The 24,979-nt window shown below is 47.5% G+C and carries 23 protein-coding genes; 21 read left to right on the top strand and 2 right to left on the bottom strand.

Annotation, left to right across the window (positions count from 1 at the left end; all coding sequences use genetic code 11):
• Nucleotides 1–6 precede the first annotated feature (6 nt).
• Nucleotides 7–1,227, bottom strand: coding sequence for a nucleotidyltransferase (locus GBH70_RS12630; RefSeq protein WP_253693867.1), 1,221 nt, complete (start codon nucleotides 1,225–1,227; stop codon nucleotides 7–9).
• Between the two features lie 316 nt (nucleotides 1,228–1,543).
• On the opposite strand from GBH70_RS12630, the gene GBH70_RS12625 reads away from it, so the two are divergent.
• From GBH70_RS12625 to GBH70_RS12610, 4 genes are all read left to right on the top strand, one after another.
• On the top strand, nucleotides 1,544–2,086 hold the full coding sequence (locus GBH70_RS12625; RefSeq protein ID WP_151681378.1) for a YceD family protein: 543 nt from the start codon (nucleotides 1,544–1,546) through the stop codon (nucleotides 2,084–2,086).
• 53 nt (nucleotides 2,087–2,139) lie between these two features.
• The gene (rpmF, locus tag GBH70_RS12620; protein WP_151681377.1) at nucleotides 2,140–2,313 is read left to right on the top strand and encodes a 50S ribosomal protein L32; all 174 of its coding nucleotides are present in this window, start codon (nucleotides 2,140–2,142) and stop codon (nucleotides 2,311–2,313) included.
• A gap of 138 nt (nucleotides 2,314–2,451) precedes the next feature.
• Nucleotides 2,452–2,982, top strand: a complete 531-nt coding sequence (locus GBH70_RS12615; protein ID WP_151681376.1) for an RsfA family transcriptional regulator — start codon at nucleotides 2,452–2,454, stop codon at nucleotides 2,980–2,982.
• A gap of 119 nt (nucleotides 2,983–3,101) precedes the next feature.
• Nucleotides 3,102–3,605 (top strand): HD domain-containing protein, encoded by a 504-nt coding sequence (locus GBH70_RS12610; protein ID WP_216643887.1) that lies wholly within the window; start codon nucleotides 3,102–3,104, stop codon nucleotides 3,603–3,605.
• 167 nt (nucleotides 3,606–3,772) lie between these two features.
• Here GBH70_RS12610 and GBH70_RS12605 read toward each other — a convergent pair whose 3' ends face one another.
• Complete coding sequence (locus GBH70_RS12605; RefSeq protein WP_151681375.1) at nucleotides 3,773–4,273, bottom strand: N-acetyltransferase; 501 nt, start codon at nucleotides 4,271–4,273, stop codon at nucleotides 3,773–3,775.
• A 228-nt stretch (nucleotides 4,274–4,501) separates the two neighbouring features.
• Here GBH70_RS12605 and GBH70_RS12600 point away from each other — a divergent pair, with 228 nt between their 5' ends.
• The 17 genes from GBH70_RS12600 (at nucleotide 4,502) to spoIIGA (ending at nucleotide 24,964) form a co-directional block, all read left to right on the top strand.
• Entirely contained in the window at nucleotides 4,502–5,389 is an 888-nt protein-coding gene (locus GBH70_RS12600) for a 2-dehydropantoate 2-reductase (protein WP_151681374.1), read from the top strand.
• Between the two features lie 81 nt (nucleotides 5,390–5,470).
• Nucleotides 5,471–7,090, top strand: a complete 1,620-nt coding sequence (gene bshC, locus GBH70_RS12595) for a bacillithiol biosynthesis cysteine-adding enzyme BshC (protein WP_151681373.1) — start codon at nucleotides 5,471–5,473, stop codon at nucleotides 7,088–7,090.
• Between the two features lie 131 nt (nucleotides 7,091–7,221).
• The gene (mraZ, locus tag GBH70_RS12590; protein ID WP_151681372.1) at nucleotides 7,222–7,653 is read left to right on the top strand and encodes a division/cell wall cluster transcriptional repressor MraZ; all 432 of its coding nucleotides are present in this window, start codon (nucleotides 7,222–7,224) and stop codon (nucleotides 7,651–7,653) included.
• A gap of 27 nt (nucleotides 7,654–7,680) precedes the next feature.
• Entirely contained in the window at nucleotides 7,681–8,613 is a 933-nt protein-coding gene (gene rsmH, locus GBH70_RS12585; RefSeq protein WP_151681371.1) for a 16S rRNA (cytosine(1402)-N(4))-methyltransferase RsmH, read from the top strand.
• 21 nt (nucleotides 8,614–8,634) lie between these two features.
• The gene (ftsL, locus tag GBH70_RS12580) at nucleotides 8,635–8,994 is read left to right on the top strand and encodes a cell division protein FtsL (RefSeq protein WP_151681370.1); all 360 of its coding nucleotides are present in this window, start codon (nucleotides 8,635–8,637) and stop codon (nucleotides 8,992–8,994) included.
• On the top strand, nucleotides 8,991–11,132 hold the full coding sequence (locus GBH70_RS12575) for a penicillin-binding protein (protein WP_151681369.1): 2,142 nt from the start codon (nucleotides 8,991–8,993) through the stop codon (nucleotides 11,130–11,132). The genes ftsL and GBH70_RS12575 overlap by 4 nt, the downstream gene beginning before the upstream one ends.
• A gap of 186 nt (nucleotides 11,133–11,318) precedes the next feature.
• On the top strand, nucleotides 11,319–13,235 hold the full coding sequence (locus GBH70_RS12570; protein WP_151681368.1) for a stage V sporulation protein D: 1,917 nt from the start codon (nucleotides 11,319–11,321) through the stop codon (nucleotides 13,233–13,235).
• A 196-nt stretch (nucleotides 13,236–13,431) separates the two neighbouring features.
• Nucleotides 13,432–14,889, top strand: a complete 1,458-nt coding sequence (locus tag GBH70_RS12565; RefSeq protein ID WP_151681367.1) for a UDP-N-acetylmuramoyl-L-alanyl-D-glutamate--2,6-diaminopimelate ligase — start codon at nucleotides 13,432–13,434, stop codon at nucleotides 14,887–14,889.
• Nucleotides 14,890–14,893: 4 nt separating this feature from the next.
• Nucleotides 14,894–15,343 carry a hypothetical protein gene (locus GBH70_RS12560; RefSeq protein ID WP_151681366.1) on the top strand — a complete coding sequence of 150 codons (450 nt, stop codon included), beginning with the start codon at nucleotides 14,894–14,896 and terminating at the stop codon, nucleotides 15,341–15,343.
• Nucleotides 15,340–16,314: a phospho-N-acetylmuramoyl-pentapeptide-transferase gene (gene mraY, locus GBH70_RS12555; protein WP_151681365.1), complete on the top strand. Its 975-nt coding sequence runs from the start codon at nucleotides 15,340–15,342 to the stop codon at nucleotides 16,312–16,314. Before GBH70_RS12560 ends, mraY begins: the two co-directional genes overlap by 4 nt.
• Nucleotide 16,315: 1 nt before the next feature.
• Nucleotides 16,316–17,671 carry a UDP-N-acetylmuramoyl-L-alanine--D-glutamate ligase gene (gene murD, locus GBH70_RS12550; protein WP_151681364.1) on the top strand — a complete coding sequence of 452 codons (1,356 nt, stop codon included), beginning with the start codon at nucleotides 16,316–16,318 and terminating at the stop codon, nucleotides 17,669–17,671.
• A 95-nt stretch (nucleotides 17,672–17,766) separates the two neighbouring features.
• On the top strand, nucleotides 17,767–18,867 hold the full coding sequence (gene spoVE, locus GBH70_RS12545) for a stage V sporulation protein E (RefSeq protein WP_151681363.1): 1,101 nt from the start codon (nucleotides 17,767–17,769) through the stop codon (nucleotides 18,865–18,867).
• A gap of 179 nt (nucleotides 18,868–19,046) precedes the next feature.
• Nucleotides 19,047–20,147 (top strand): undecaprenyldiphospho-muramoylpentapeptide beta-N-acetylglucosaminyltransferase, encoded by a 1,101-nt coding sequence (murG, locus tag GBH70_RS12540; RefSeq protein ID WP_151681362.1) that lies wholly within the window; start codon nucleotides 19,047–19,049, stop codon nucleotides 20,145–20,147.
• Between the two features lie 31 nt (nucleotides 20,148–20,178).
• Nucleotides 20,179–20,946, top strand: coding sequence for a cell division protein FtsQ/DivIB (locus GBH70_RS12535; protein WP_151681361.1), 768 nt, complete (start codon nucleotides 20,179–20,181; stop codon nucleotides 20,944–20,946).
• Between the two features lie 316 nt (nucleotides 20,947–21,262).
• A complete protein-coding gene (gene ftsA / locus GBH70_RS12530) occupies nucleotides 21,263–22,558 on the top strand; it encodes a cell division protein FtsA (protein ID WP_151681360.1) in 1,296 nt (431 codons plus the stop codon).
• Nucleotides 22,559–22,651: 93 nt separating this feature from the next.
• The gene (gene ftsZ / locus GBH70_RS12525) at nucleotides 22,652–23,782 is read left to right on the top strand and encodes a cell division protein FtsZ (protein ID WP_151681359.1); all 1,131 of its coding nucleotides are present in this window, start codon (nucleotides 22,652–22,654) and stop codon (nucleotides 23,780–23,782) included.
• Between the two features lie 255 nt (nucleotides 23,783–24,037).
• Complete coding sequence (gene spoIIGA / locus GBH70_RS12520; RefSeq protein WP_151681358.1) at nucleotides 24,038–24,964, top strand: sigma-E processing peptidase SpoIIGA; 927 nt, start codon at nucleotides 24,038–24,040, stop codon at nucleotides 24,962–24,964.
• The last annotated feature ends 15 nt before the right edge of the window (nucleotides 24,965–24,979 follow it).

Raw genomic sequence — 24,979 nt, 5'->3', positions numbered from 1 at the left:
TTCGGTTTACCGCAACGGTTCGCCAACCATGAGCGGCGGCCTGCTGTATTCCCGGTGGAGCAGGTTATCCCTGCCGTTTTTTGTGAGGGGGAGCGCATAAATTTGCGCCGCCCTGCTATCAAGTTCGATCAGCGGTCCAAGACTTGCCGAAAATTTGGAAACCACCGGTACAGGGACATTTTTTTTGATACGGTGCAAATAAGCCCTCCCTTTTTCGTTCATGGCGAGCAGCCTGATGTATTCCGGCTTTGCCGCGTGCCTTTTCATTTCATCTTTTGTTGTATTCGTTAAAATATGGGTGCACATTCTTTGGATCCTTGTCCATGTATACCGTTTTGTTTTTACTTTTTTCATAAAACTTTCAAAATCATCTGCGGCAATCGCCGCTTTTTTTAATCGGTACTCAATTCCTTCTTCCACTTCGTAAATGTTGCGCAGTTCTTCATGGGAGGCGGAAATGAGCCTGTAGCGCAAAAAAGGCCAGTAAATCCCCCAATGGTGGAAGGTTCCCGTTTCTTTCAGGCAGCGGGTAAGCAATGCATAAGACTGTTTCGGGACCACCGTGCGGATTGAAGCCGGATCGTTGTCCCGCATCAAAGTTTTCCGGATCGCGGTCGCGCTTGCAATTGTTTCATCCGCAAACGCTTCGTCATGGTGCTGTGCCGATTTCCTTGCGACCGTGAAGGCCTCCATGCCGGTATTTTGCTTTGCAGCGGCAAGCATATAGTGGAACCCAAGGATGTTATTTGGAGAACTTAAATCGAGCACATCTCCTGCCCCGAGTTTGTTTAAACTGTTAGCCAGTGCTTGCGGGTAGCTGATCCCGTTTTTCATCCCGCACCGGACATAAGTGTTAAAAACAGATTCGTTTTTGAGCAGAACCGATACGGCCCGGCGGAACTTTTCAATATCCCCGGACTCGCTGCCAAAACAGAAATTGCGGCACTGTAAAGCATCCAAAATGGCAATCCCACCGGATCCGAAACTTTCGGCCTGCTGCACGGCAAACGCATACGGCAGTTCCACAACCAAATCCGCGCCGCATAATACCGCCATCTCCGCCCGCGCCCACTTTGAAACAAGCGCAGGTTCCCCCCGCTGCATAAAATAGCCGCTCATGACGGCGATGATACAATCCGCCCCTGTCAGCCGCCGCGCCTCGCGGATATGGTGGAGATGCCCGTTGTGAAAGGGATTGTACTCCACAATTATCCCGGTACTGATCACTTTTTTGACCTCCTTTTTAAAATTGGAATGCTTTCTATGTTTTTTCCGGTACAGACTGTGATAAATTATTTTTAACATAACCGTCAAAAAAAGCAATCTTTACAGGGGGGTGATTTTTTGAAGGTTGCGATTTGACTGGCTCATGCGGGAATGACGGGCCGGGCGTGGCAGCCGGAATATGCGATATCCAAAAGTACGTACGCAGTGCCTTGCAGAAAACGAAACAGTTTTGGGCATAATGGGATGTAAAGGAAAAATATTGACAAACGGTATAAGGAAAGCTATAATTACCTTTGTTGCCTTGGGGTGATTTGAAGTGAAATGGTCTACCATTCAGCTGCAAAAATTTCGTGGCAAGAGTTTTGATATAGATGAATCTGTTGACATTACAAAAGATTTAATGGAAATGGATTCGGAAATCCGCGGGGCTTCTTTGTTCCAAGTAACGGGCAATGGGAATGTCTCCAGGGACAGGGTGACGTTTGACCTTCATATTGAAGGGAAACTCGTGTTGCCTTGTGCTAGGACTCTTGCCGATGTGGATTACCCAATTGATTTGAAATCGACAGAAACGTTTCTTCTTGAGCCTTCTGAATATGAAGGCGCTGAAGATGAAGAAGTGCATATTGCCGAAAATGAGGTCATCGACTTGATCCCGGTTATGAAAGAACTGATTTTGCTGGACATTCCAATGCAGGTTTTCAGCGAAGAAGCGAAAAAAGCAGAACTTCCGCATACCGAAAACTGGCAAGTGTTGACGGAGGACCAGTATTTGGAGATGGGGCAGCAGGCGGAAAAAAAGGTGGATCCGCGGCTGGCCGGCCTGGCAAAATTTTTTGAACAAGATTCTGAAAAATAACCGAAACGGTTCGGCTTGCATTATTGCTTATCTCTTATAAGGAGGTGGGAAGAATGGCTGTACCTTTCAGAAGAACTTCTAAAACTGCAAAAAGAAAACGCCGTACACACTTCAAATTGCAAGTGCCTGGCATGGTCGAATGCCCAAATTGCGGTGAATTGAAAATGGCGCACCGCGTTTGCCCATCCTGCGGGACATACAAAGGCAAAGATGTTGTGAACAAATAATTGAAAAAGAGCACGGGGTAGGTTCATCCCGTGCTTTTTTAATCATTGTTGCCCCGTAGAAATTTTATCAAGCTTCCCAGTCTATCTTTTCTATTAACGGCATATGAATAGTATTAATTAATGGTTGGGGGGGTTCATATGCCGACAGTCAGACAGGATGCTTGGACGCAGGAAGAAGATTTGCTGCTGTCAGAAATCGTTCTGCGCCATATCAGGGAAGGGAGCACGCAGCTGCAGGCGTTTGAAGAAGCAGGTAAGCAAATGAACCGCACGGCCGCGGCATGCGGATTCAGATGGAATTCCTATGTGAGGAAACAGTACAAGGCCGAAATTGAAATGGCGAAAAAACAGAGAAAAGAGAGGAAGAAGCTGATCCGTGAACCTGCGGAAACGGCTTCGGAAGCGGAAAAGCCGACGGAGGCCGTGGAAAGCGAGGCTTCATTATTCGATGCCATTCGTATTCTCCAGAAAATTGCTGAAAAAAGCAAACAGGAGAATAAACAAGTTACAGATGTGCAGCGCGGTGCCGATGAATGGAAATTAAAATACGAGGAACTGCTCGTGATGTACCAGGAAGAAAGGGAAAAGCATGAGCAGCTGCAAAAAGAATACAGCGCGCTTCTGTCGATTATGGAAAAAGCGAGGAAACTGGTTGAGCAGGAAGTATAAAAGATAACGGATATTCCCCTGCATTTTTAATAAAAGCGGGGGATTTTTGCTTGTCAGCCCATGTTCTCCCGATACATATGTTAAACTGGAGAAAAACTTGGAGGGAGTATTCATTCGGGATGGAAGACGTAGAGAAGGTGCTCGGATTTGTAAAAGAATTGGAAAGGCTCAAGGATGCTGAACGGACAGCGTGGACGGGAAACGGCAGGCGTGAAAGCGTTGCGGAACATACATTCCGGCTGGCACTCTTTGCGTTTGCGCTCGCAGAAGATTTTCCCGGTATCCAAATGGACAGGGTGATCCTGATGTGCCTTGTCCATGATCTTGGTGAAGCTTACGCCGGAGATATCTCTGCTGTAGTGGGAGAAGACCGTGAAAAAAAGCTGCAGCGTGAAAGGCTTGCTATTGAAAAACTTACGGTCGGGTTGCCGGAGCTGCGGAGCAAGATTCTGAGCTTATGGGAGGAGTACAACAGGGGGAATCCCGCGAAGCTATGCTGGTTAAAGCGCTGGATAAAATGGAAACGATCCTGCAGCACAATCAGGGAAAAAACCCGCCCGGCTTTGACTATCAATTTATTTTGTCGTACGGAAAAGGACTGGCAGGCTGGCATCCGGTTTTAAAAGCAATCAGAAAACAAATTGACAAGGAAACGCGGAAGAATGCCGTCAACCATCTCGCATGATGCACTACTATTTTCTTTCCCGGTAAGCGGAAAGAAGTAAATCGTTTTAGGCTGCACCCCCGTGATAAGTAAAAAAGAACCGGGGATCCGGTTCTTTTTGGCGGATCAAGATGAGGCCTGTTTTTTGTCCTGTTTGGCATCCTGCAGTTTGACGCCTTCCGGAAGCCAAACAAACGGGTTTTCGCTCAAGTCGCGCTCAACATTATAGGAAACGGGCTGGAATCCCATCTTTTCCCAAAAACCCCTTGATTTCAGGCGGGCATTTGTTTTAATCGGGAGCCCGAAGCTTTTAGCAAAATCAACGAGCGCCCTCCCGTAATTTTTAAATTGGTAGTTTGGGAGCACTTCCAGCTTCCACAGTTCCAAAAATTTTTGAGGGGGGTCAAAATATAAATCATATTTCGCATCCCGTTCGTAAAGGCTCATGCGCGCGACCAGCTTATCGGCAAAATAAATGCCGTAAAAAGGCGAATCGCAGTTGTCTTCAATGATATTATCCTGTAAATCTTCCAGCATGGACAGTTCCTGTGCCCCGTACTCTTTAAACTGTTTAAATTCTTCCAGCGTTTTGTAATTCACTTTTAACCTTTCCACTTTATAAGACATATCAATTCCCCTATCCCTCGTTGAAGTTCTGTCCCTTGGCTTGCGTATGGTACGCTGCCTGTTCGCGTAAAGCCTATTGTTATTATAATTATATAACAAACGGCGGCAAGAATGAAAGAAATACGTGTAAGCGATCGCAAGAAATTTTATTCCGGTAAAAATTTCTTTCCAAGCCGGAAATTGCCTGATAAAATGTGGAAAAGAAATGACAGAAAAGGGGCGGTTGCGATGAAAATCGGGATCATTGGCGCCGGCGCGGTCGGTTTATTGTATGGCGGCTGGCTTGGCAAGTTTCATGAAGTGACCATGTTTCCAAGAACAAAAGAACAGGCGCGGCTGTTAAACGAAAAAGGGATCACGGTAAAAGGCGGCATGTCCCCGTTCACCGTCTCCGTAAAAGCACAAGAAACGCCTGTATCCCCCGGCACGCAGGAACTGGTCATTGTTACGGTAAAACAGTACGACTTAAGCGGTGCGGCCGCCATATTGAAAAAAATGGACACCGCAATTCCGGTGCTGTTTTTGCAAAACGGGATGGGCCATCTTCCACTTTTGGAAGAACTTCCGCAAGAAAGGATCCTTGTCGGAACGGTGGAGCACGGCGCCGCCCGCATCGATGCCGTGACGGTTGCACAAAACGGCCGCGGAAAAACGAATCTTGCTTTTTTCCGGGGAAATTGGGAAGGAATTGCCGCACTGCTTGAAACCGCGCCAGATGTTTTTCCGTTTCGGCTGCTTCCTGATTATGAAATCATGCTTTTGCGCAAATGCTTTGCCAACGCCATGATCAATCCTTTGACCGCTGTTTTAAAAGTGAAAAACGGGTTACTTTTAACAAACCCGCATTATGCGAACGTGTTCCGTGCTGTTTTTGAAGAGCTGATCGCGCTTTTTCCAAAGCTTTCAAGGCAAGAAATGTGGGAGGAAGTCACCGGCATCTGCCGGAATACGAAAGAAAATGAATCCTCCATGCTGAAAGATGTGAAAAAAGGGGCGCGGACCGAAATTGACGCCATTCTCGGGTTTATGCTTGAAACCGCTGCCCGGAAGGAAAAGGAAATTCCGGTATCGGCCGCGCTGTATGAAATGGTGAAAGGGATGGAAAGAAGGAATTAAAGCAGTCTTTTTTCCTTTTTTTCGCAAAAATGCTATACTCAATGAGAAAATCAATGATGACAAGAAAGGAAGAATCTATTGATGGAACTGGAAAACTTTTCAATTCCAGCAACGAACCGGTTTGCTTCCCTTTACTTAGAGCAAAAGCCTCCTGTAAAGGATTTTTTTCATTATGATATAATGGATTCTTCTTTTTTTCAAAGAAGAGTGGAAGATTTACAAAAACGGACGTTTCCCCGGGAGCAGCTTGCAGATTGTATCAGGCGTTTTATGGAGAAATTTGGTATTACACCGGAGATACACCGGTCTTTGCAAAAATTAAGGCAGGAAAACGCTGCCGTTGTGATCGGGGGCCAGCAGGCCGGGCTTTTAACCGGGCCGCTTTATACGATCCATAAACTTATATCGATCATCAAGCTTGCCCAGATGCAGGAGGAAGCGCTTCACATCCCGGTCGTGCCCGTCTTCTGGATTGCGGGCGAGGACCACGATTATTTGGAAGTGAACCATGTTTTTACCGTGTGCGGCAGAAGCTTGAAAAAATTAAACTATACCGAAGGGCCGCTTCAGAAAAAAATGATTTCCGATACAAAGCCGGATCGTGCCCATTTAAAAAAATGGATACATAAAGTATTTGAAACATTCGGAGAAACAAAACATACAAAAAAGGTTCTTGCCCAGCTTGAAAAATTTGTGGACCAGTCCGAAAGCTTGACCGATGCTTTCGCATTTATCGTCCATGATCTTTTTCATGAATACGGCGTGCTTCTGATTGATTCGGCCGATCCGCGCCTGCGGGAAATAGAGGCGCCGTTTTTCGTGCGGATCATCCGGGAATATGAAACGATTACGGCAGCGGTATTTGCGCAGCAGGAAAAAATGGCTAAGTTCGAATTCCCGAAAGCAATCGACATCTCGCGACGGGCGCTGAACCTTTTTTATTACGATGGGACGGAGCGCATCCTGCTCGAATATGACCCGGAACAAGGCGGATTTACCGGGAAAAACGGCAGCGTCTTTTTTACAAAAGAACAATTGTTGGAAATTTCCCGCCAAACTCCAGAACGTTTAAGCAATAATGTCGTGACGCGGCCGCTTATGCAGGAATGGCTGTTTCCAAGCCTCGCATTTATCGGGGGGCCGGGAGAAATTGCCTATTGGGGTGAACTGAAGCAGGCATTTGAGAAAATCGGCTTCCTGATGCCGCCCTTGGTGCCGCGGCTGAACATCACCCTGCTGGAACGTTCCATCCAAAGGGATATTAAGGAACTTGGACTCGAGATCGAACAGGTGTTAAAGCACGGAACAGCGGAAGAACGGCAAGCGTACTGGAATTCCGTTAAAGATGAAAATTTGGATGCCTTAATCAGTGAAACGGAAGCGATGCTTGAAACCCAATATGATGCGATTCTATCCGCTGTCAGTAAAGGGCTTGAGCCGCTTGCCCGCAAAAACTTGAACTTCCATCTCAACCAGCTTGCTTTTTTGCAGCGGAAAATCAATGAGGATATCGAACGGAAGCATGATGTGATGCTTGAAAAATATGCGCGGATTGAACGTGCGCTGCGACCGGACGGTATCCCACAGGAAAGGGTATGGAATATTTTTTATTTTCTGAACAAATATGGAAAAAATTTGATCCGTGACCTTCTGTCGTTGCCGTACACGTTTGACGGCACGCATAAATTGGTGAAAATTTAACCGGCTTCGTATGGGGCCGGTTTTTTTGTGCAAATGCAGGAAATTTCCGCACAGGGGAGAATATAAAAAATAGAGTGGTGAAAGGTGGGGGATTGTGGTAAATTATTAATATGAAGTGGGAGGCGCCGACTATGTTCATGGGAGAATACCAGCATAACATCGATACAAAAGGTCGCCTGATTGTTCCGGCCAAATTCCGTGAACAGCTTGGCGATACATTTGTTATCACGCGCGGGCTTGACCGCTGCATATTCGGCTATCCCATGGATGAATGGAAATTGGTTGAAGAAAAACTAAAATCCCTACCATTAACGAAAAAAGATGCACGCGCATTTACACGTTTTTTCTTTTCAGGGGCGACCGAATGCGAGTGGGACAAGCAGGGACGCATCAATATCCCGGCTCCGCTCCTTGCATATGCCCAATTGGAAAAAGAATGCGTCGTGCTCGGTGTTTCCAATCGAATTGAGATTTGGAGCAAAGGTTTATGGGAAGAATATTTTTCAAAATCGGAGGAGTCTTTTGCGGAAATTGCGGAGAACCTCATTGATTTTGACCTTTAACTGCTTCGATTGGATAGGAGACCTAATATGTTTGAACACACAACAGTATTGTTAAAAGAGGCGGTCGACGGGCTCAATGTTAAACCTTATGGGATATACGTCGACTGTACGCTTGGCGGCGGGGGCCACAGCGGATACCTGCTCTCGAAACTGTCGGGGGAAGGCCGTCTTTACGCTTTCGACCAAGATGAAACTGCGATTCAGCATGCCAGGGAAAAATTCCAAAACGATTTAAACAGAATAACATTGATTAAAAGCAATTTCCGGCATTTAAAAACGGAATTGGAAGCGCGCGGCGTGGAAAAGGTTGACGGAATCATGTACGATTTGGGCGTTTCGTCCCCGCAGCTCGATACGCCGGAACGCGGGTTCAGCTACCAGCACGATGCGCCGCTTGATATGAGGATGGACCTCGATTCGCCGCTTACTGCATACGAAATCGTAAACCACTGGTCGTATGAGGATCTGGTCCGCATCTTTTTCCGCTACGGGGAAGAAAAATTTTCAAAACAAATCGCCCGAAAAATAGAAGCGCACCGTGCAAAAGAAAACATCCGAACAACCGGCCAGCTCGCCGATATTATTAAAAAAGCGATCCCCGCACCTGCGAGAAGAAAAGGCGGGCATCCGGCCAAAAGGGTGTTCCAGGCGATCCGGATTGCCGTGAACGACGAATTGTCCGCTTTTGAAGAATCATTAACGGATGCCATCGCGCTTTTGAAACCGGGCGGGCGGATCAGCGTTATCACCTTTCATTCTTTGGAAGACCGCATTTGCAAAAATATATTTAAAGAAAACAGCAGTGTGAAAGATTTGCCACACGGACTGCCTGTCATACCGAAAGCATATGAGCCCGCTTTAAAAATCATCACCAAAAAACCCATCGTTCCAAGCGAAGAAGAAGTGGGCGGAAACAACCGGTCAAGGTCGGCTAAACTGCGCATTGCGGAAAAATGTTAAGGGAAAAAAGGAGGGAGCATTTTGAGCAATTTAGCAAGACAGCCTAAAACAACAATAGAACGGCAGAAGCAGGTTGAAACAAGGCTGCAGCCTGTCAAAAGAAGAGCGCAAATCACTTTAGGGGAAAAGATCATCGCAAGCATTTTTGTTTTGTTCGTTGTGTTTATGGGGGTCCGGATTGTTTCGACGGAAGCCGCCATCTATAATGTCAACAAATCGATCGAAAACACGAAAACAACGATCCAAAGCAAAAACAAAGTCACCGATGATTTGAAAATGCAGGTAAGCGAGTTAAGCCGCTATGACCGCATTTACGAAAAAGCGAAGGAACTTGGCTTAAAGCTTGATGAGAATAATGTCAAGGTTGTTGAAAATAAATGAGATCAAGAAAACTGAATACAAATACGGGGGCAGCGATATTATTTATAATATTCGGTCTGTCCTTTTTTATCATTACTGTAAGGTTTTTGACGATTGAAATTACCGGTCAGGTCGATGGGAAAGTGCTGGCGGCCAAGGCGGCCAAAAAATATATGCGGACAAGCGTCATCCAAGCGCAGCGCGGCAACATATACGACAGCAACGGGGATCCCATAGCCGAAAATGTTGTTTCCTATAATTTGGTCGCCATTTTGAGCCCAAAAGCGACGATCGACCCGAGCCATCCGAAACATGTAGTCAACCCCCGTAAAACCGCAGAAGCCCTCGCCAAATATATCGACATGCCCGAATCGAAAATCTATGAGTTGTTGACGCGGAAAGGGCGGTTCCAGGTTGAGTTTGGAAAAGCCGGTGAGGATATTTCCTATCAAGTCAAACAGAAAATTGAAAAATTGAACCTCCCCGGGATCGTATTTGAACCTGCTTCAAAACGCGCTTATCCGAACGGTGCGTTTGCCTCGCACTTGGTCGGTTACGCCCAAAAAAGCAGCAACAGCGCCCAGCTGACAGGCGTGATGGGCATTGAAAAAAGCATGAACAGCGCCTTACAGGGAAAAGACGGGAAAATCAAATATGAAGGAGATTTTTGGGGTTATATCCTGCCGAACTCAAGCAAAAAGGTTACAAAACCGAAAGATGGGGAAGATGTGTATTTAACGATTGATAAAAAGATCCAGTCTTTCGTTGAAGACGCTTTGAACAAGGTGCAGAAGGAATATAACCCGAAAAAAACCGTTGTCATCGTCGCTGACCCAAAAACCGGAAAAATTTTGGCGATGGGGCAGCGGCCGACATTCAACCCGGAAACGAGGGAAGGCTTGAGCGCTTCATGGCATAACGAAGCAGTCGAAACCGCCTATGAGCCGGGCTCGACAATGAAAATCTTTACGCTCGCGGCGGCCGTCCAGGAAGGCGTCTTCCACCCGTATGCGACATACAAGTCGGGGGAATTCCGTGTAAAAAATGTCCCGACCCCGATCAAGGACCATAATGGCGGCGTAGGCTGGGGCAGAATCACCTTCCTCGAAGGCCTGCAGCGCTCCTCAAACGTCGCGTTTGCTACGCTGCTCGATTATATTAAACAAGATAAGTTCAAGCAGTATTTGGAAGCATTCGGTTTCGGGAAGCCGACGAAAATCGGCTTGCCGAACGAAGCTTCCGGGAAAATTTTATACAATTACGCGATTGAACGGTATACGACCACATTCGGCCAGGGCACGACCGTCACCGCCTTGCAGATGGTACAAGCGGCAACAGCAATCGCCAATGATGGAAAAATGATGAAGCCGTATGTTGTTGAAAAAGTGGTCAACCCCGATAACGGGAAAGTAAAAGAAACGAAACCGACTGTTGTCGGCAATCCGATCAGCGCGGAAACGGCCAAAAAGGTCCGTGATTATTTGCGCACGGTTGTGACGAACAAAAAAACAGGTACCGGAACGGCCTATAATATTCCGGGTTATTCTGTTACCGGAAAAACCGGGACCGCGCAAATTCCGAACCCGAACGGAAGCGGGTATATGACCGGCACGGACAATTACATTTTTTCGTTTCTCGGAATGGCGCCAAAAGATGATCCGAAACTGATCGTTTACGCCCTTGTCCAGCAGCCCCATTTAAAAGCGGGCGAGCTTGGAAGCGAACCGGTAAAAGACCTGTTTAACCCGATTATGAAAAACAGTCTGCAGTATTTAAACATTAAGCCGGAAAAAATGGGAACCGCAAGTACCGTGGCGCTTCCGGACTTTACCGGCAAAGGTCGGCAGGATGCGGAGTCGGAAGCGAAAGCTTTAAAACTGACGCCTGTCGTGCTCGGCGACGGCGATACTATAACGGGTCAGCTGCCGGAAACAAAAGAGAAACTGCTGCCGGACGGGAAAGTGCTCCTGAAAACAAACGGCAAGATGATCATCCCGGATTTCAGCGGATGGTCAAAGCGTGACGTGACAAGCGCCGCGAAACTGCTCGGGCTCCGCTTAAAAATGGACGGGGAAGGCTACGCCGTATCTCAAAGTATTCCGGCAAAATCAAAAGTAAAATCCGGGCAGACCATAACTGTGAGGTTTGAGAATCCATAAATGATGAAAAAAGCAAGCCATACGCCAGGCTTGCTTTTTTCATGCACCCCGCAACTCCGTGTCTAGAGAATGTACTAGCAGGAAAAGTACAAGCATATAAATGGGTGTAAAGGCAACAGGGGGACTGCCTGTCCGGCTTCAATACGGTCGATTGAAAAAAGTTCGGACGAATAAGGAGGCGCGGTCTTGAAGCGTGTATCAAATGTTACGGTAAGAAAGCGGCTTGTTTTTATTTTGTTGTCCGGGATTGTTATTTTCAGCATTATGGACGTCCGGCTCGGGTATGTACAGTTTGGGCTTGGGGACATGTTGACGAACAGGGCGAAAGAATTATGGAGCAGGAGCATTCCTTTTGAAGGGAAGAGGGGAAAAATAGTGGATAGAAACGGCGTGCCGATTGCCATTAATCAAAGTGCCCCGACAATATTCGTCATTCCAAGGCAGGTAAAAGATCCGTCCAAAACGGCTGAAAAATTGGGAAATGTCCTGAAAGCCGACCGGGAAAACATTTATAAAGAAATTACAAAAGCGACTTCGATTGTCAGAATCAAAGAAGGAAGGAAAATCAGCAATGAAAAAGCAAATGCCGTGCGCAGACTCGGGCTTTCCGGCGTCTATATCGCGGAAGATTCAAAACGGTATTATCCGTTCGGCAGTTATCTTTCCCATGTGCTTGGGTTTACCGGTGCCGACAACCAGGGGGTGACGGGGCTGGAATTGTATTATGACGATGCATTGAGCGGGCAAAAAGGGGCTGTCGAGTTTTACACCGATGCGAAGGGGAAGAAAAAGATGTCGGACATGTCCGATGAATATGAGCCCCCGAAAAACGGGCTGGATTTAAAACTCACGATCGATACAAAAGTCCAGACGATTATTGAACGGGAGCTCGATAATGCGGAAAAGAAATACCATCCGGACGGGCTGATTGCGATTGCGATGGATCCGAATACGGGGGAAATCCTCGGCATGTCGAGCAGGCCGACATACCGGCCGGACAATTACAAATATGTTCCCCAGAAAGTATACAATCGCAACCTGCCGATATGGAGCACATATGAGCCTGGATCGACATTTAAGATCATCACCCTTGCCGCAGCGCTTGAAGAAAAGAAAGTGAATTTGACAAAAGATAAGTTTTACGACTCCGGTGCCGTGGAAGTCGGCGGCGTAACGCTGCACTGCTGGAAAAGAGGCGGGCACGGCAGCGAAACCTTCCTTGAAGTCGTCCAAAATTCGTGTAACCCAGGCTTTGTAGAGCTCGGTGAAAGATTAGGGAAAAAGACGCTGTTTAATTATATCCGCAAATTCGGGTTTGGGGAAAAAACCGGCATCGATCTTTCGGGAGAAGCTTCTGGTATTTTGTTTAATTCAAACAAGGTCGGCCCAGTCGAACTGGCAACGACCGCTTTCGGCCAGGGGGTATCCGTCACGCCGATCCAGCAGGTTGCGGCGGTGTCGGCTGCCATTAACGGCGGCATTCTTTACAAGCCTTATATTGCGAAAGAATTGGTTGATCCCGCAACAGGGGAAGTGGTGATGCGGAAAACGCCGGTTGCAAAAAGAAGGGTTATTTCGGAAAGCACGTCAAAACAAATCCGCTATGCACTTGAGACCGTTGTGGCGCAAGGAACTGGAAAAAATGCATACGTTGACGGCTACCCGATCGGCGGCAAAACGGGAACGGCGCAAAAAGCAAAAAACGGGCGCTACCTAGAAAATAACTATATTTTGTCTTTCATCGGTTTTGCTCCGGCGAACAATCCAAAAATCGTCGTTTATTTGGCTGTCGATAATCCGAAAAATACAGTTCAGTTCGGCGGACAGGTCGCCGCGCCAATTGCAGGGACCATTATCGGAGACAGCCTGCGCGCGATGGGCATCAAGCCTGTAAAAAAACAGATGGAAAAAGAAAAAAGCTATTTTGAAACGCCAAACGTAACGGTGCCGGATTTGATCGGGCAGACAAAAAATGACATTCTGAACGATGATTATAACTTTAAACTTGATGTCAGCGGATCCGGCGATAAAGTCATCAAACAATCCCCGGAACCCGGCGCCAAAGTGGAGGAAGGTTCGACCATCCGGATTTATATGAAGTGAAAAAAGGGGCGGCACCCCAAGCCTGCCGCCCCTTTTAGCCGGATTTTCCCACTTGCCGGGCCCTAAATCCGTACTTTTTTAAAATAAATGCCATGCTTCATAGCTTAATGGCCGTTTTTTTTGTACAATAGAAAAGGACTTTGTTCAATCGGGAACTTTAGCTGCATTGTTTTTGCAATAGGAAGGGTTGAGAAAAGTGGATTTACATACATTAATGCGGGCATTGCCGTTTGCCAAAGTGCCTGAAGAAAATCCGGAAATTACCGGGCTTGTCCAGGATAACCGGCTGGTTACAAAAAACAGCCTGTTTATATGTATCAAAGGCTATACCGTTGACGGGCACAATTTCGCGGAAGATGCGGAAAAAAGGGGCGCGGCCGCCATTTTGGCCGAAAAGCCGCTCAATGTGGGTGTGCCGGTCATTGTTGTCCGCAATACGAAACGTGCGATGGCCATCCTTGCCGATATGTTTTACGGGCAGCCGTCGCGCAAACTCCATTTGGTCGGCATTACCGGAACAAACGGGAAAACGACGACCAGCCATATCATCGAAAAGATTTACCGGGACGCAAGCAGAAGTACCGGCATGATCGGCACGATGTATATGAAAATCGGCGATGAAACATTGAAAACGAAAAACACGACACCAGACAGCCTGACGCTGCAAAAAACATTCCATGAGATGGTGGAGCGCGGCGTAACAGACTGTGTCATGGAAGTATCCTCACATGCTCTGGTTGAAGGGAGGGTGCACGGCTGCGATTATGATATCGCTGTTTTTACGAATTTGACGCAGGATCATCTCGATTACCATAAAACTATGGCGGAATACCGGCGCGCGAAAAGTTTATTGTTTTCGCAGCTCGGCAATTCCTATCCGCAAAGCAGGCCGAAATATGCTGTTTTAAATGTGGATGACCCTGCCTCAAAAGAGTTTGAACAGGTGACTGCAGCACCTGTGATTACGTACGGTATCGAACATGAGGCGGATTTCATGGCACAAAATATCGTAATGGATGCGGGAGGCACTGCGTTTACACTTGTTACGCCTTATGAAAAGCGGGGAATCAACCTGCAGCTTGCCGGGAAATTCAGCGTTTATAATGTGCTGGCAGCCGTCGCAGCGGGCTATATTTCCAATGTCCCGCTTGACTCGATCATCAAAACCGTTGAACAAATGGAAGGCGTGCGCGGCCGGTTTGAACTCGTAAAAGGCGGCCAGGATTTTACCGTTATCGTTGACTATGCGCATACGCCGGACAGCCTGGAAAATGTGTTAAAAACGATCAGGCAGTTTGCCAAGAAAAACATTTTTGTCGTCGTAGGCTGCGGTGGCGACCGCGATAAAACGAAAAGGCCGATCATGGCCCAAATCGCCTGTAAGTACGCAACCGATCCGATTTTTACATCGGATAATCCGCGCAGTGAAGATCCACTCGACATTTTGTGCGATATGGAAAAGGGCGCTGAGGGCCAAAAATACGATGTGATCCCCGATCGCAGGGAAGCGATCAAAGCGGCCATTCTCCGCGCGCATGCTGGGGATGTCGTGCTGATCGCAGGAAAAGGTCATGAAACGTATCAAGTCATCGGCAATGAAGTGCATGATTTTGATGACCGGAAAGTTGCACTGGATATGATAAAGGAGCGGTGAAAGTATGTTATCTTTTGGGGACGTTAACCATCTTTTCAGTTTGGTGCACGGAATAAAAGATTTTACGCTGCAATTTGCAACTGTCAGCGTGTTTGCGGATAAAAAGCAGCCGAAAGGATTGTATATTCCGCTGAACGGGGAGCCGGACATCAACAGGGCAATTGCAAGCGGGGCCATCACGGCGCTTTGGAAAAAGGATACGCCGGTTCCGCGATATATCCCGAATGATTTTCCGCTGTTTGCGGCGGAAGGTTTTGATGCCGCCTTCTTAAAAATTGTGCAATATTATCTTAAACAAATAGAAAGCAAGGATTTTGATATGAAGACATCTTTTATTTTTTACGGCCCGGAATGCCGGGACATGAAGCCTCATACATATGATTTGGCCGGCCGGGAAGGCAAGGCTTTGCTGCTTCAAGCTTGCAATCGCTGGAAAGGGAGGGGAAAGGCATGATGGAGCAAGTGATCTTTTTTACGACGCTCATGGCTTTCCTTATTTCTGTGCTGCTCTCTCCTGTGTTTATCCCTTTTTTAAGAAGATTAAAATTCGGTCAGAGCATCCGGGAAGAAGGACCGAAATCGCACCAGAAAAAATCCGGGACGCCGACAATGGGCGGGGTGATTATCCTGCTTTCGATTGTTGCGGCAACTTTGATCATGAGCGGAAAATTTTCGGAACCGACCGTCAAGACGTATCTGCTTTTATTGGTGACGATTGGTTTCGGGCTGCTCGGATTTTTGGATGATTTTATTAAAGTGGTAATGAAGCGGAATCTCGGGCTAACTTCGAAGCAGAAGCTGCTCGGTCAGATTATCGTTGCGGTGATTTTTTATGTGATTTTCCGGCAGTTCCACTTATCTTCGGAAGTCTCCATTCCGTTTACGGACAAATCGGTCCATCTCGGCTGGTTTTATTTCGTGGTGATCATTTTGTGGCTCGTCGGATTTTCCAATGCAGTCAATCTGACAGACGGGCTTGACGGGCTCGTATCCGGGACGGCAGCGATTGCTTTTGGTGCATTCGCCGTTTTGGCATGGAACCAGTCGCAGGTGGACGTGGCGTTGTTTTGTGTCGCTGTTGTCGGGGCGGTGCTCGGGTTCCTCGTTTTTAACGCGCACCCGGCAAAAGTATTTATGGGCGATACCGGATCGCTGGCGCTTGGCGGTGCGATTGCAACAGTATCGATCCTGACCAATCTGGAAATCCTTTTGATCGTGATTGGCGGCGTATTTGTCATCGAAACCTTGTCTGTTATTCTGCAAGTGATATCATTTAAGACAACGGGGAAAAGGATTTTCAGGATGAGCCCGCTGCACCACCATTATGAGCTGGCCGGCTGGTCTGAATGGCGTGTGGTCGTTACATTCTGGGCGGTAGGCCTGTTGTGTGCGATTTTAGGAATTTATATCGAGGTGTGGATGTAATATGAAAAATATAAAAGATTATGAGCATAAAAAAGTATTGGTGCTGGGGCTGGCAAAAAGCGGGGTGAGTGCGGCCTCGCTTTTGCATAAGCTCGGGGCATTTGTGACGGTCAACGACTACAAGCCGCTGGAAGAGAATGCAGAAGCGCAAGGGCTTTTGGAGCAGGGGATTAAAGTCATTTGCGGGAGCCATCCGATTGAACTTTTGGACGAAGGATTTGAACTGATTGTAAAAAATCCGGGCATCCCGTACACAAACCCGCTCGTTGCGGGAGCGATTGAAAAAGGCATCCCGGTCATAACCGAAATCGAACTGGCTTATAAAATTGCGGAATGTGAAATGGTCGGGATTACGGGCACAAACGGAAAAACAACGACGACGACGCTGATTTATGAAATCTTTAAGGCAGACCGGAACCTTGATCCGTTAATTGCCGGGAACATCGGCACGGTGGCTTCAAGTGTGGCGCAAAAAGCAACAGCAAACCAGCAGATGATTGTGGAATTGTCGTCTTTCCAGCTGATGGGCGTTCAAACATTCAGGCCGCATATTGCCATCATTACGAATATTTATGAAGCCCATCTCGATTACCATGGGACAAAACAAGCTTATGCAAAAGCAAAATCAAATATTACAAGGAACCAGACGGAAGACGATTTTCTCATCCTGAACCATGCCCAGCCGGATCTGTGGGATCTCGTTTCATTTACGAAAGCAAAAATCATTCCGTTTTCCACAAAGGAATATTTGGAGGACGGAGCGTCCATAAAAGACGGCAGCATCATGTGGAAGGGCAAAAAAATGATGGACCGCAGCGAAGTTGTCCTGCCGGGTGACCATAATCTGGAAAATATTTTGGCGGCTGTGGCGGCTTCGAAATTAATGGGTGCTAGTGATGAAGCAATCCGCGAAGTGCTGAAGACTTTTAAAGGTGTTAAGCACCGTACACAATACATCGGCGAAATCGAAGGCCGGAAATTTTACAACGACTCAAAAGCAACGAATATTCTCGCCTGCAAAGCCGCGCTGAAAGCATTCCATCAGCCGGTGATTTTGCTGGCCGGGGGGCTTGACCGAGGAAACGGGTTTGACGAACTGATCCCGAGTCTGAAATATGTAAAGGCTTTGATCACGTTCGGGGAAACTGCGCCGAAACTGGAAAGCACTGCAAAAAAAGCTGGCATTCCGGTCGTCCTGCGCGTCGAGAATGTGGAAGAAGCCGTTCCGGTTGCCTGGGAATTATCTGAGCCGGGCGATGTTATTCTGTTGTCTCCCGCATGCGCAAGCTGGGACCAGTATAAATCTTTTGAAATTCGTGGTGATATTTTCGTCGACGCCGTGCATAAGTTAAGATAAGGGCTTGGACGAATGGCTATTTGCTCCGCACGCCGGTTTTTCCGCCGCCTGTGCGGCACTTCTACGGCCCTAATTCTTTTCTGGGGTGTTCGCGGATGCCGTCGAAAAAAAACAATCCCGATCTTTTGTTGATCATCGCCACCTTATCTTTGCTGGCGGTCGGCCTGATTATGGTGTACAGCGCGAGCGAAATTGTGGCGGATTACAAATTTCATGATTCTTTTTATTTCCTGAAGCGGCAGCTGCTTTTTGCAGGGCTCGGCGTCGCGGCGATGTTTTTGGTCATGCGCATCGATTACTGGACGTGGCGCGCATGGGCGAAAACGATCCTGATCATATGTTTTGTTTTGCTCGTGCTCGTCTTGATTCCCGGCATCGGGCTTGAGCGGAACGGGTCGAGGAGCTGGATCGGGGTCGGCGCTTTCTCCATCCAGCCGTCCGAATTTATTAAAATGGCACTGATTGCCTTTTTGGCAAAATTTTTATCGGAAAACCAAAAGTACGTCACGTCTTTTAGAAAAGGGATGCTGCCCGCATTAAGCCTTGTTTTTATTGCCTTTGCGATGATTATGCTGCAGCCGGACCTCGGGACGGGGACGGTGATGTTCGGGACATGTATTGTCATGATTTTTGTCGCAGGTGCGCGTATTGCACATTTCGTGATGCTCGGGATGCTCGGGCTTGCCGGCTTTGTTGGTTTGATTTTATCGGCGCCGTACCGGATGGCGCGGATTACTTCTTTTTTGGATCCGTGGTCCGATCCGCGGGGGACGGGATTCCAAATTATCCAGTCGCTGTTTGCGATCGGGCCGGGCGGGCTGTTCGGCATGGGGCTCGGGGAAAGCAAACAGAAATTTTTCTATCTTCCCGAGCCGCAAAACGATTTTATTTTTGCGATTTTGTCGGAAGAGCTCGGGTTTATCGGTGGGACTTTTGTCCTGGTTTTGTTCACCCTTTTGCTCTGGCGCGGGATCCGGATCGCGCTCGGGGCGCCGGATTTGTTCGGGAGCCTGCTTGCGGTCGGCATTATTTCGATGATTGCGATCCAGGTCGTGATCAATATCAGCGTGGTCATCGGTCTGATGCCGGTTACCGGGATCACGCTGCCGTTTATCAGCTACGGCGGATCTTCTTTAACTTTAATGCTTGTGGCGATCGGCGTGCTTTTAAACATCAGCCGCCATTCCCGTCTGTAAGCGGATAAAGAATCCCTCAAAAGGGGTTCTTTTTTTATTTAACATCCCGTTAACATTTTATTAATAATCGTTTTACTGGGGCCCCATTGTAGTTTAAAATATAGTATTATAGAAAAATGAATGTTCCAAACATACTATATTAAAATATTGCAAATGGATATTAGTTTGAGGTGGAAAAAATGAAAATTATTGTAAGCGGGGGCGGGACCGGCGGGCATATTTACCCTGCGCTGGCCTTGATCAGAACCATTAAGCAAAAACATCCAGATACGGAATGTTTATATATCGGAACGGATAGAGGCCTGGAGTCCAATCTCGTGCCGAGGGAAAACATCCCGTTTAAATCGATCCACATTACGGGCTTTAAGCGGTCCTTATCATTTGAAAATATTAAAACGGTTGTCCGCTTTCTCAAAGGGGTCAGCCAATGCAAAAAAATCATTAAGGAATTTAAGCCGGACGTAGTGATCGGGACCGGCGGCTATGTATGCGGCCCGGTGGTATATGCAGCTGCCAAATTGAACATTCCAACGATGATCCACGAGCAAAACAGCGTGCCCGGATTAACGAATAAATTTTTAAGCCGGTATGTCGATAAAGTGGCGATTTGCTTTGAATCGGCAAGAGAATTTTTTGATGAAAAAAAAGTTGTGCTGACAGGCAATCCGCGCGCTTCGGAAGTTGTGGGGGAAAGCAGCCGGAATGTTCTGGAGACGTTCGGCCTAAAAAAGGAGCCCCCGACCGTCCTCATTTTCGGCGGAAGCCGCGGTGCAAGACCGATTAATGAAGCGGTTGTAAAATCACTTGCCAATTTTGCACAGAAAAAATACCAGGTGATTTATGTGACGGGTGATGTCCATTACGAGGCCGTCCAAAAAGAAATTGCCTTGATTGATGAAAAAGACAATGTCAAAGTGGTGCCGTTCATCCATAATATGCCGGAAGTACTGCGTGCGGTTGACCTTGTTGTTTCCAGGGCGGGGGCAACGACGCTTGCCGAATTAACGGCACTTGGCCTGCCGGGTATTTTAATTCCAAGCCCCTATGTGACCAATAATCACCAGGAAAAGAATGCGCGGACGCTTGTGGAAAGCGGTGCAGCGCTTATGCTGCTGGAGAAAGATTTATCCCCGTCAAAACTGGTGTCCTTAATTGACCGGATTTTGCTCGATAAGGACCAGCTGGTCAAAATGCGGATGGCTTCGCGCAACCTCGGGATCCGCGATGCTTCCTGGAGACTGTATGAAGTGATGGAAAACCTGGCCGCAGGAACGAAATAAAGGCTGGCGGAAGAATGAAGGGAGGAGCAAGATGGCGCGCTCCAATAAAAACATCGTATCGATAGAAGACCGGATTCCAAAATTGAAGCAGCAGCGCCGGCGCAAAACTAACCGGAGGCTGATCATGCTCTTGTCTACTTTTTTTACCCTGGTTATGCTGATTATTTATCTTGAGTCCCCGCTCAGCCGCGTCCATCATATCCGGATTGAAGGAAATGAGGCGGTCGGCAGGCAATTGATTTTGAAAAAAAGCGGCGTGACAACCAGTACAAACATTTGGAATATCCATAAAGAAGCCATTCAAAAGAAAATTGGCCAAATTCCTGAAATTGAATCTGTAAAAGTGGGCATTGCCCTGCCGAATAATCTGTACATAAAGGTGAAAGAACATGAGAAAATCGGTTATTTGCAGGAACAGGGGCGTTTTTTGCCGGTATTGGACAACGGCCGGATCGTCCGCCGCGCCATTCGCAATATCCCGGCCGACAGCCTGATTTTTTCGGGCTTTCGACAGGATCGGCATTTGCATGATATGATCGGGCAGATGCAAAAACTGCCGGATTCGATAACGAATGCCATTTCGGAAGTCCGGTATTCCCCTTCGAAAGTTGATGATGGGCTTGTCACGCTTTATATGAACAACGGTTTCGAAGTACGGGCAAGCATCGCGACGTTTGCCGAGAAAATGGTCCATTACCCTTCCATTATCAGCCAGATCGGACCTGGCAAAAAAGGCGTCATCGACCTTGAAGTCGGATCATATTTTAAAGCTTATGACACGGAAAAGAATGACCGGTAATCTTGCATATTTCGCTTTTCTCAATGTTCATCTTAGTGTAGACTTATGATGGAACCAAATTTTAGAAGCCGTTGGGTTTACGGCTGGTAATATTTTGCTTATCAAAAGAAAATGAAAAAAGTTCCGATTGAAAAAAGGGAATTTCATTCTAATGAAGAATACTTACTTTATATTATTCTTCTGTAATGGGGAAGGCAGGCGGGTTGATCAGACTGGAACAACGGAAACGGCCCGTTTGCGGACGGATTTCTTTTTTATTTGGTGATCATAATTCAGGCGGATAGATTGATAGAAAGGCAAAGGGAGGTGCCGCAGTATGAACAACAGTGAAATTTATGTGAGTCTTGACATCGGTACATCTACCACGAAAGTCATCATTGCCGAAATGGCCAATGATTCATTAAATATCATCGGGGTTGGCAATGTCAGGTCCGAGGGCATTAAGAAGGGTTCAATTGTAGATATAGATGAAACCGTCCTGTCGATCAGGCGTGCAATTGAACAGGCGGAGAGAATGGTCGGCATGAAAATTGACCATGTGATCGTCGGCATTGCGGGCAATCATGTGATGCTGCAGCCGTGCCATGGGGTTGTGGCCGTGCAGAGTGGAAACCGTGAAATAACAGATGGGGATGTACAAAGAGTAATGGATGCGGCGCAAGTGCTTTCTATTCCTCCCGAAAGAGAGATTGTTAACGTCATTCCAAAGCAATTCATTGTGGACGGTTTGGACGAAATTCATGATCCTCGCGGGATGATCGGCGTCAGGTTAGAGGTGGAAGGGGTTATTGTGACCACTTCCAAAACAATCTTACATAACACATTGCGCTGCGTTGAAAGGGCTGGCCTTACCATTGCGGAAATTGTTTTACAGCCGCTGGCAGCAGGTGCCATTGCGTTATCCAAAGACGAGATGGAACTTGGGACCGTATTGGTTGACATCGGTGGCGGATCCACAACTTTGGCTGTTTTTGAAAATGGCCATATCCAAACGACGAGTGTTTTGCCTGTCGGGGGAGACCATATTACAAAAGATTTGTCTATTTGTTTAAGAACTTCAACAGAGGATGCGGAAAGGATAAAACTGAAACACGGGCATGCATTCAGCCCGGATGCGCTGGAAGACGATGTTTTCGATGTGCAGATTATCGGCAGCGAACAAAAAGAACAATTTAACCAATTGCAAATTTCTGATATTATAGAAGCTAGATTAGAAGAAATCTTTTTGTTTGTCCAGCAGGAGCTAAAAAGAATCGGGATCCATGATTTGCCGGGAGGAATTGTTTTGACAGGAGGCACCGCAAACATGCCCGGCGTGCCTGAACTCGCACAAAGCGTCTTTCAAAGCCGCGTAAGAGTTGCCATTCCGGACTATATCGGTGTCCGCGAACCGCAGTATACGACGGCGGTGGGATTGATCCAGTACGCTTGCAGGCACGCTCGGTTGCAGGGAAGGAATGTGAGTTCCCATGCGGTGGCGGCGGGGATGGAGTATGCAGAGCCGAAACCGGCCAAAAAGCCGCAATCAAAGCCAAAGCCAAAACAAGAGTCAAGGCAGGAAGAAAAAATTTCGTCCAAGATGAAAAAATTCTTTGGCCTGTTTTTCGAGTAGCCAGTGTCAAAACAAAAACGCGGCGTGGAATTGCCTTCCGGAAGCGGCAGGGCCGGAACAACGATATGCAATACGAATTAGGAGGATTAGTGAATGTTGGAGTTCGATACAAATTTAGACTCTTTAGCAACCATAAAAGTAATTGGGGTTGGCGGCGGCGGCAACAATGCCGTCAACCGCATGATTGAACATGACTTGCAGGGTGTTGAGTTCATTGCGGTCAACACCGATGCACAGGCTTTGAACCTTTCAAAAGCCGAAATCAAAATGCAGATCGGCGCAAAATTAACGCGCGGGCTGGGCGCCGGGGCGAATCCGGAAGTGGGGAGGAAAGCGGCCGAAGAAAGCAAAGAACAAATTGAGGAAGCTTTAAAGGGCGCGGATATGGTGTTTGTAACGGCCGGAATGGGCGGCGGAACCGGAACGGGGGCAGCACCGGTTATTGCGCAGATTGCAAAAGAATTGGGTGCTTTAACTGTCGGCGTTGTCACAAGGCCGTTTACGTTTGAAGGCCGCAAGCGCGCCACTCAGGCTGCAGGCGGGATCAATGCCATGAAAGAAGCGGTAGACACTTTAATTGTAATTCCAAACGATCGGCTTCTTGAAATTGTCGACAAAAGCACGCCGATGCTTGAAGCGTTCCGGGAAGCGGATAACGTGCTGCGCCAGGGTGTCCAGGGGATTTCCGACCTGATTGCTGTACCGGGTCTGATCAACCTTGATTTTGCAGATGTCAAAACGATCATGACGAATAAAGGATCCGCTCTTATGGGGATCGGGATTGCCTCCGGTGAAAACCGTGCGCAGGAAGCGGCGAAAAAAGCCATTTCATCCCCGTTGCTTGAAACATCTATCGATGGCGCGCAAGGCGTATTGATGAACATTACCGGAAGTACGAATTTAAGTTTGTATGAAGTACAGGAAGCAGCCGATATTGTCGCTTCGGCATCGGACCAGGAAGTGAACATGATCTTCGGGTCTGTTATCAATGACAGTCTGAAGGATGAAATCGTTGTAACGGTAATTGCAACCGGCTTTAATGAAGAAGCACAGGCGGCAAAACAGCAGCGCGCGCCGTTTGGGCAAGCAAAACCGGCTTTAAACCAGGTGAAGCGTGAAACGAAACACGAAGAGCCCCAGCCGGATCCCGGCCGTGCGGTTCAGTACAGCGAAGATACATTGGATATTCCGACGTTCTTAAGAAACCGGAACAGAAGAAAATAATGGAAAAGGCCTGTCCCCGCAAAAAGGTGTTTGCCTTAAGTGGCGGCGGGCTCTTTTTTATATCGTGAAACGGGAACCGGTTTTCCGATACACTGACAGTTTTCGAATAAAAAAATGAAAAGTTCTATTTTTTTGCCAGCAGGAACTGACATACTTTTATGCCGTTCATGCGGTATACTAGCCGTACAAAGAGGGGCGGGGCGCAAAAGGCGGCAGCCCTCGTCCCGTAAATGGGAAAGCCGGTGTGCAGGGGGGATGCGGTTGGTAGTATATATGGATGCCATTTGGCTATTGAATTTGCTTGCAGACAGCCTGCTTTTATGGCTGACAAGCATCGCTTTAAAGCGGAAAGTGCGCCTGTTCCGGATTTTGTTGGGCGGCCTCATCGGTTCAGGTATTATCATCATGGGTTTCACCTCTTCACTTTCCCGTTTTGCCGGCAATCCGTTTATGAAACTGGCCTTTTCTGTAGCCATGGTGTTTGCGGTTTTCGGCTATAAAAGATGGCGCTATTTTTTTTCCAATTTGCTTACCTTTTATTTTGCCACATTCCTGATGGGGGGCATACTGATCGGTGTCCACTATTTTTTAAGCTTCCATTTTCAAATGGAGGTGAATGCACTGCTTGCAAGCACCAGGGGATTCGGCGACCCGGTCAGCTGGACATTCATTGTCATCGGGATTCCGGCTGCATGGGTTTTTTCAAAGAACCGGATCAAGGGAATTGAGGCGGCACAAATCAAGTACGACCAGCTTGTTGAAGTGCACATCCGCATCGAGGATTGCGATTTTACCTTAAAAGGCCTCGTAGACAGCGGCAACCAGCTGTATGATCCGCTGACGCAGCTGCCGGTAATGGTTGTCTCTATCGTGCCGATCCGAGAAAAGCTTCCGGAAGAAGTTGCCGCCCTTGCGGAAGATGCGGACCGGCTAATGGAAGGAAAAACGGTGCTGCCGGATGGATGGGCCGGACGCGTCCGGCTTGTGCCGGCAAAAACGGTTGGAAAACAATCGCTTCTAGTTGCCTATAAGCCGGATGATGTTCGAATCACAAGTAACCACAAGACATGGAATGTAAAAAAAGCGCTTATTTCCCTTTCGGCGCAGCATTTATCCGGCGATGATGCATTCGGCTGCATTGTTCATCCGAAAATGATAGCAGAAGCCGCGCAATCCGCCTGATTTTGATTTGCCATA

Origin of the sequence: Weizmannia acidilactici, from assembly GCF_008974225.1 — a bacterium.
Lineage (GTDB): Bacteria > Bacillota > Bacilli > Bacillales > Bacillaceae_C > Weizmannia > Weizmannia acidilactici.
The sequence above is the reverse complement of the archived record's forward strand: the minus strand, read 5'-3'. Positions and strand labels throughout refer to the sequence as shown.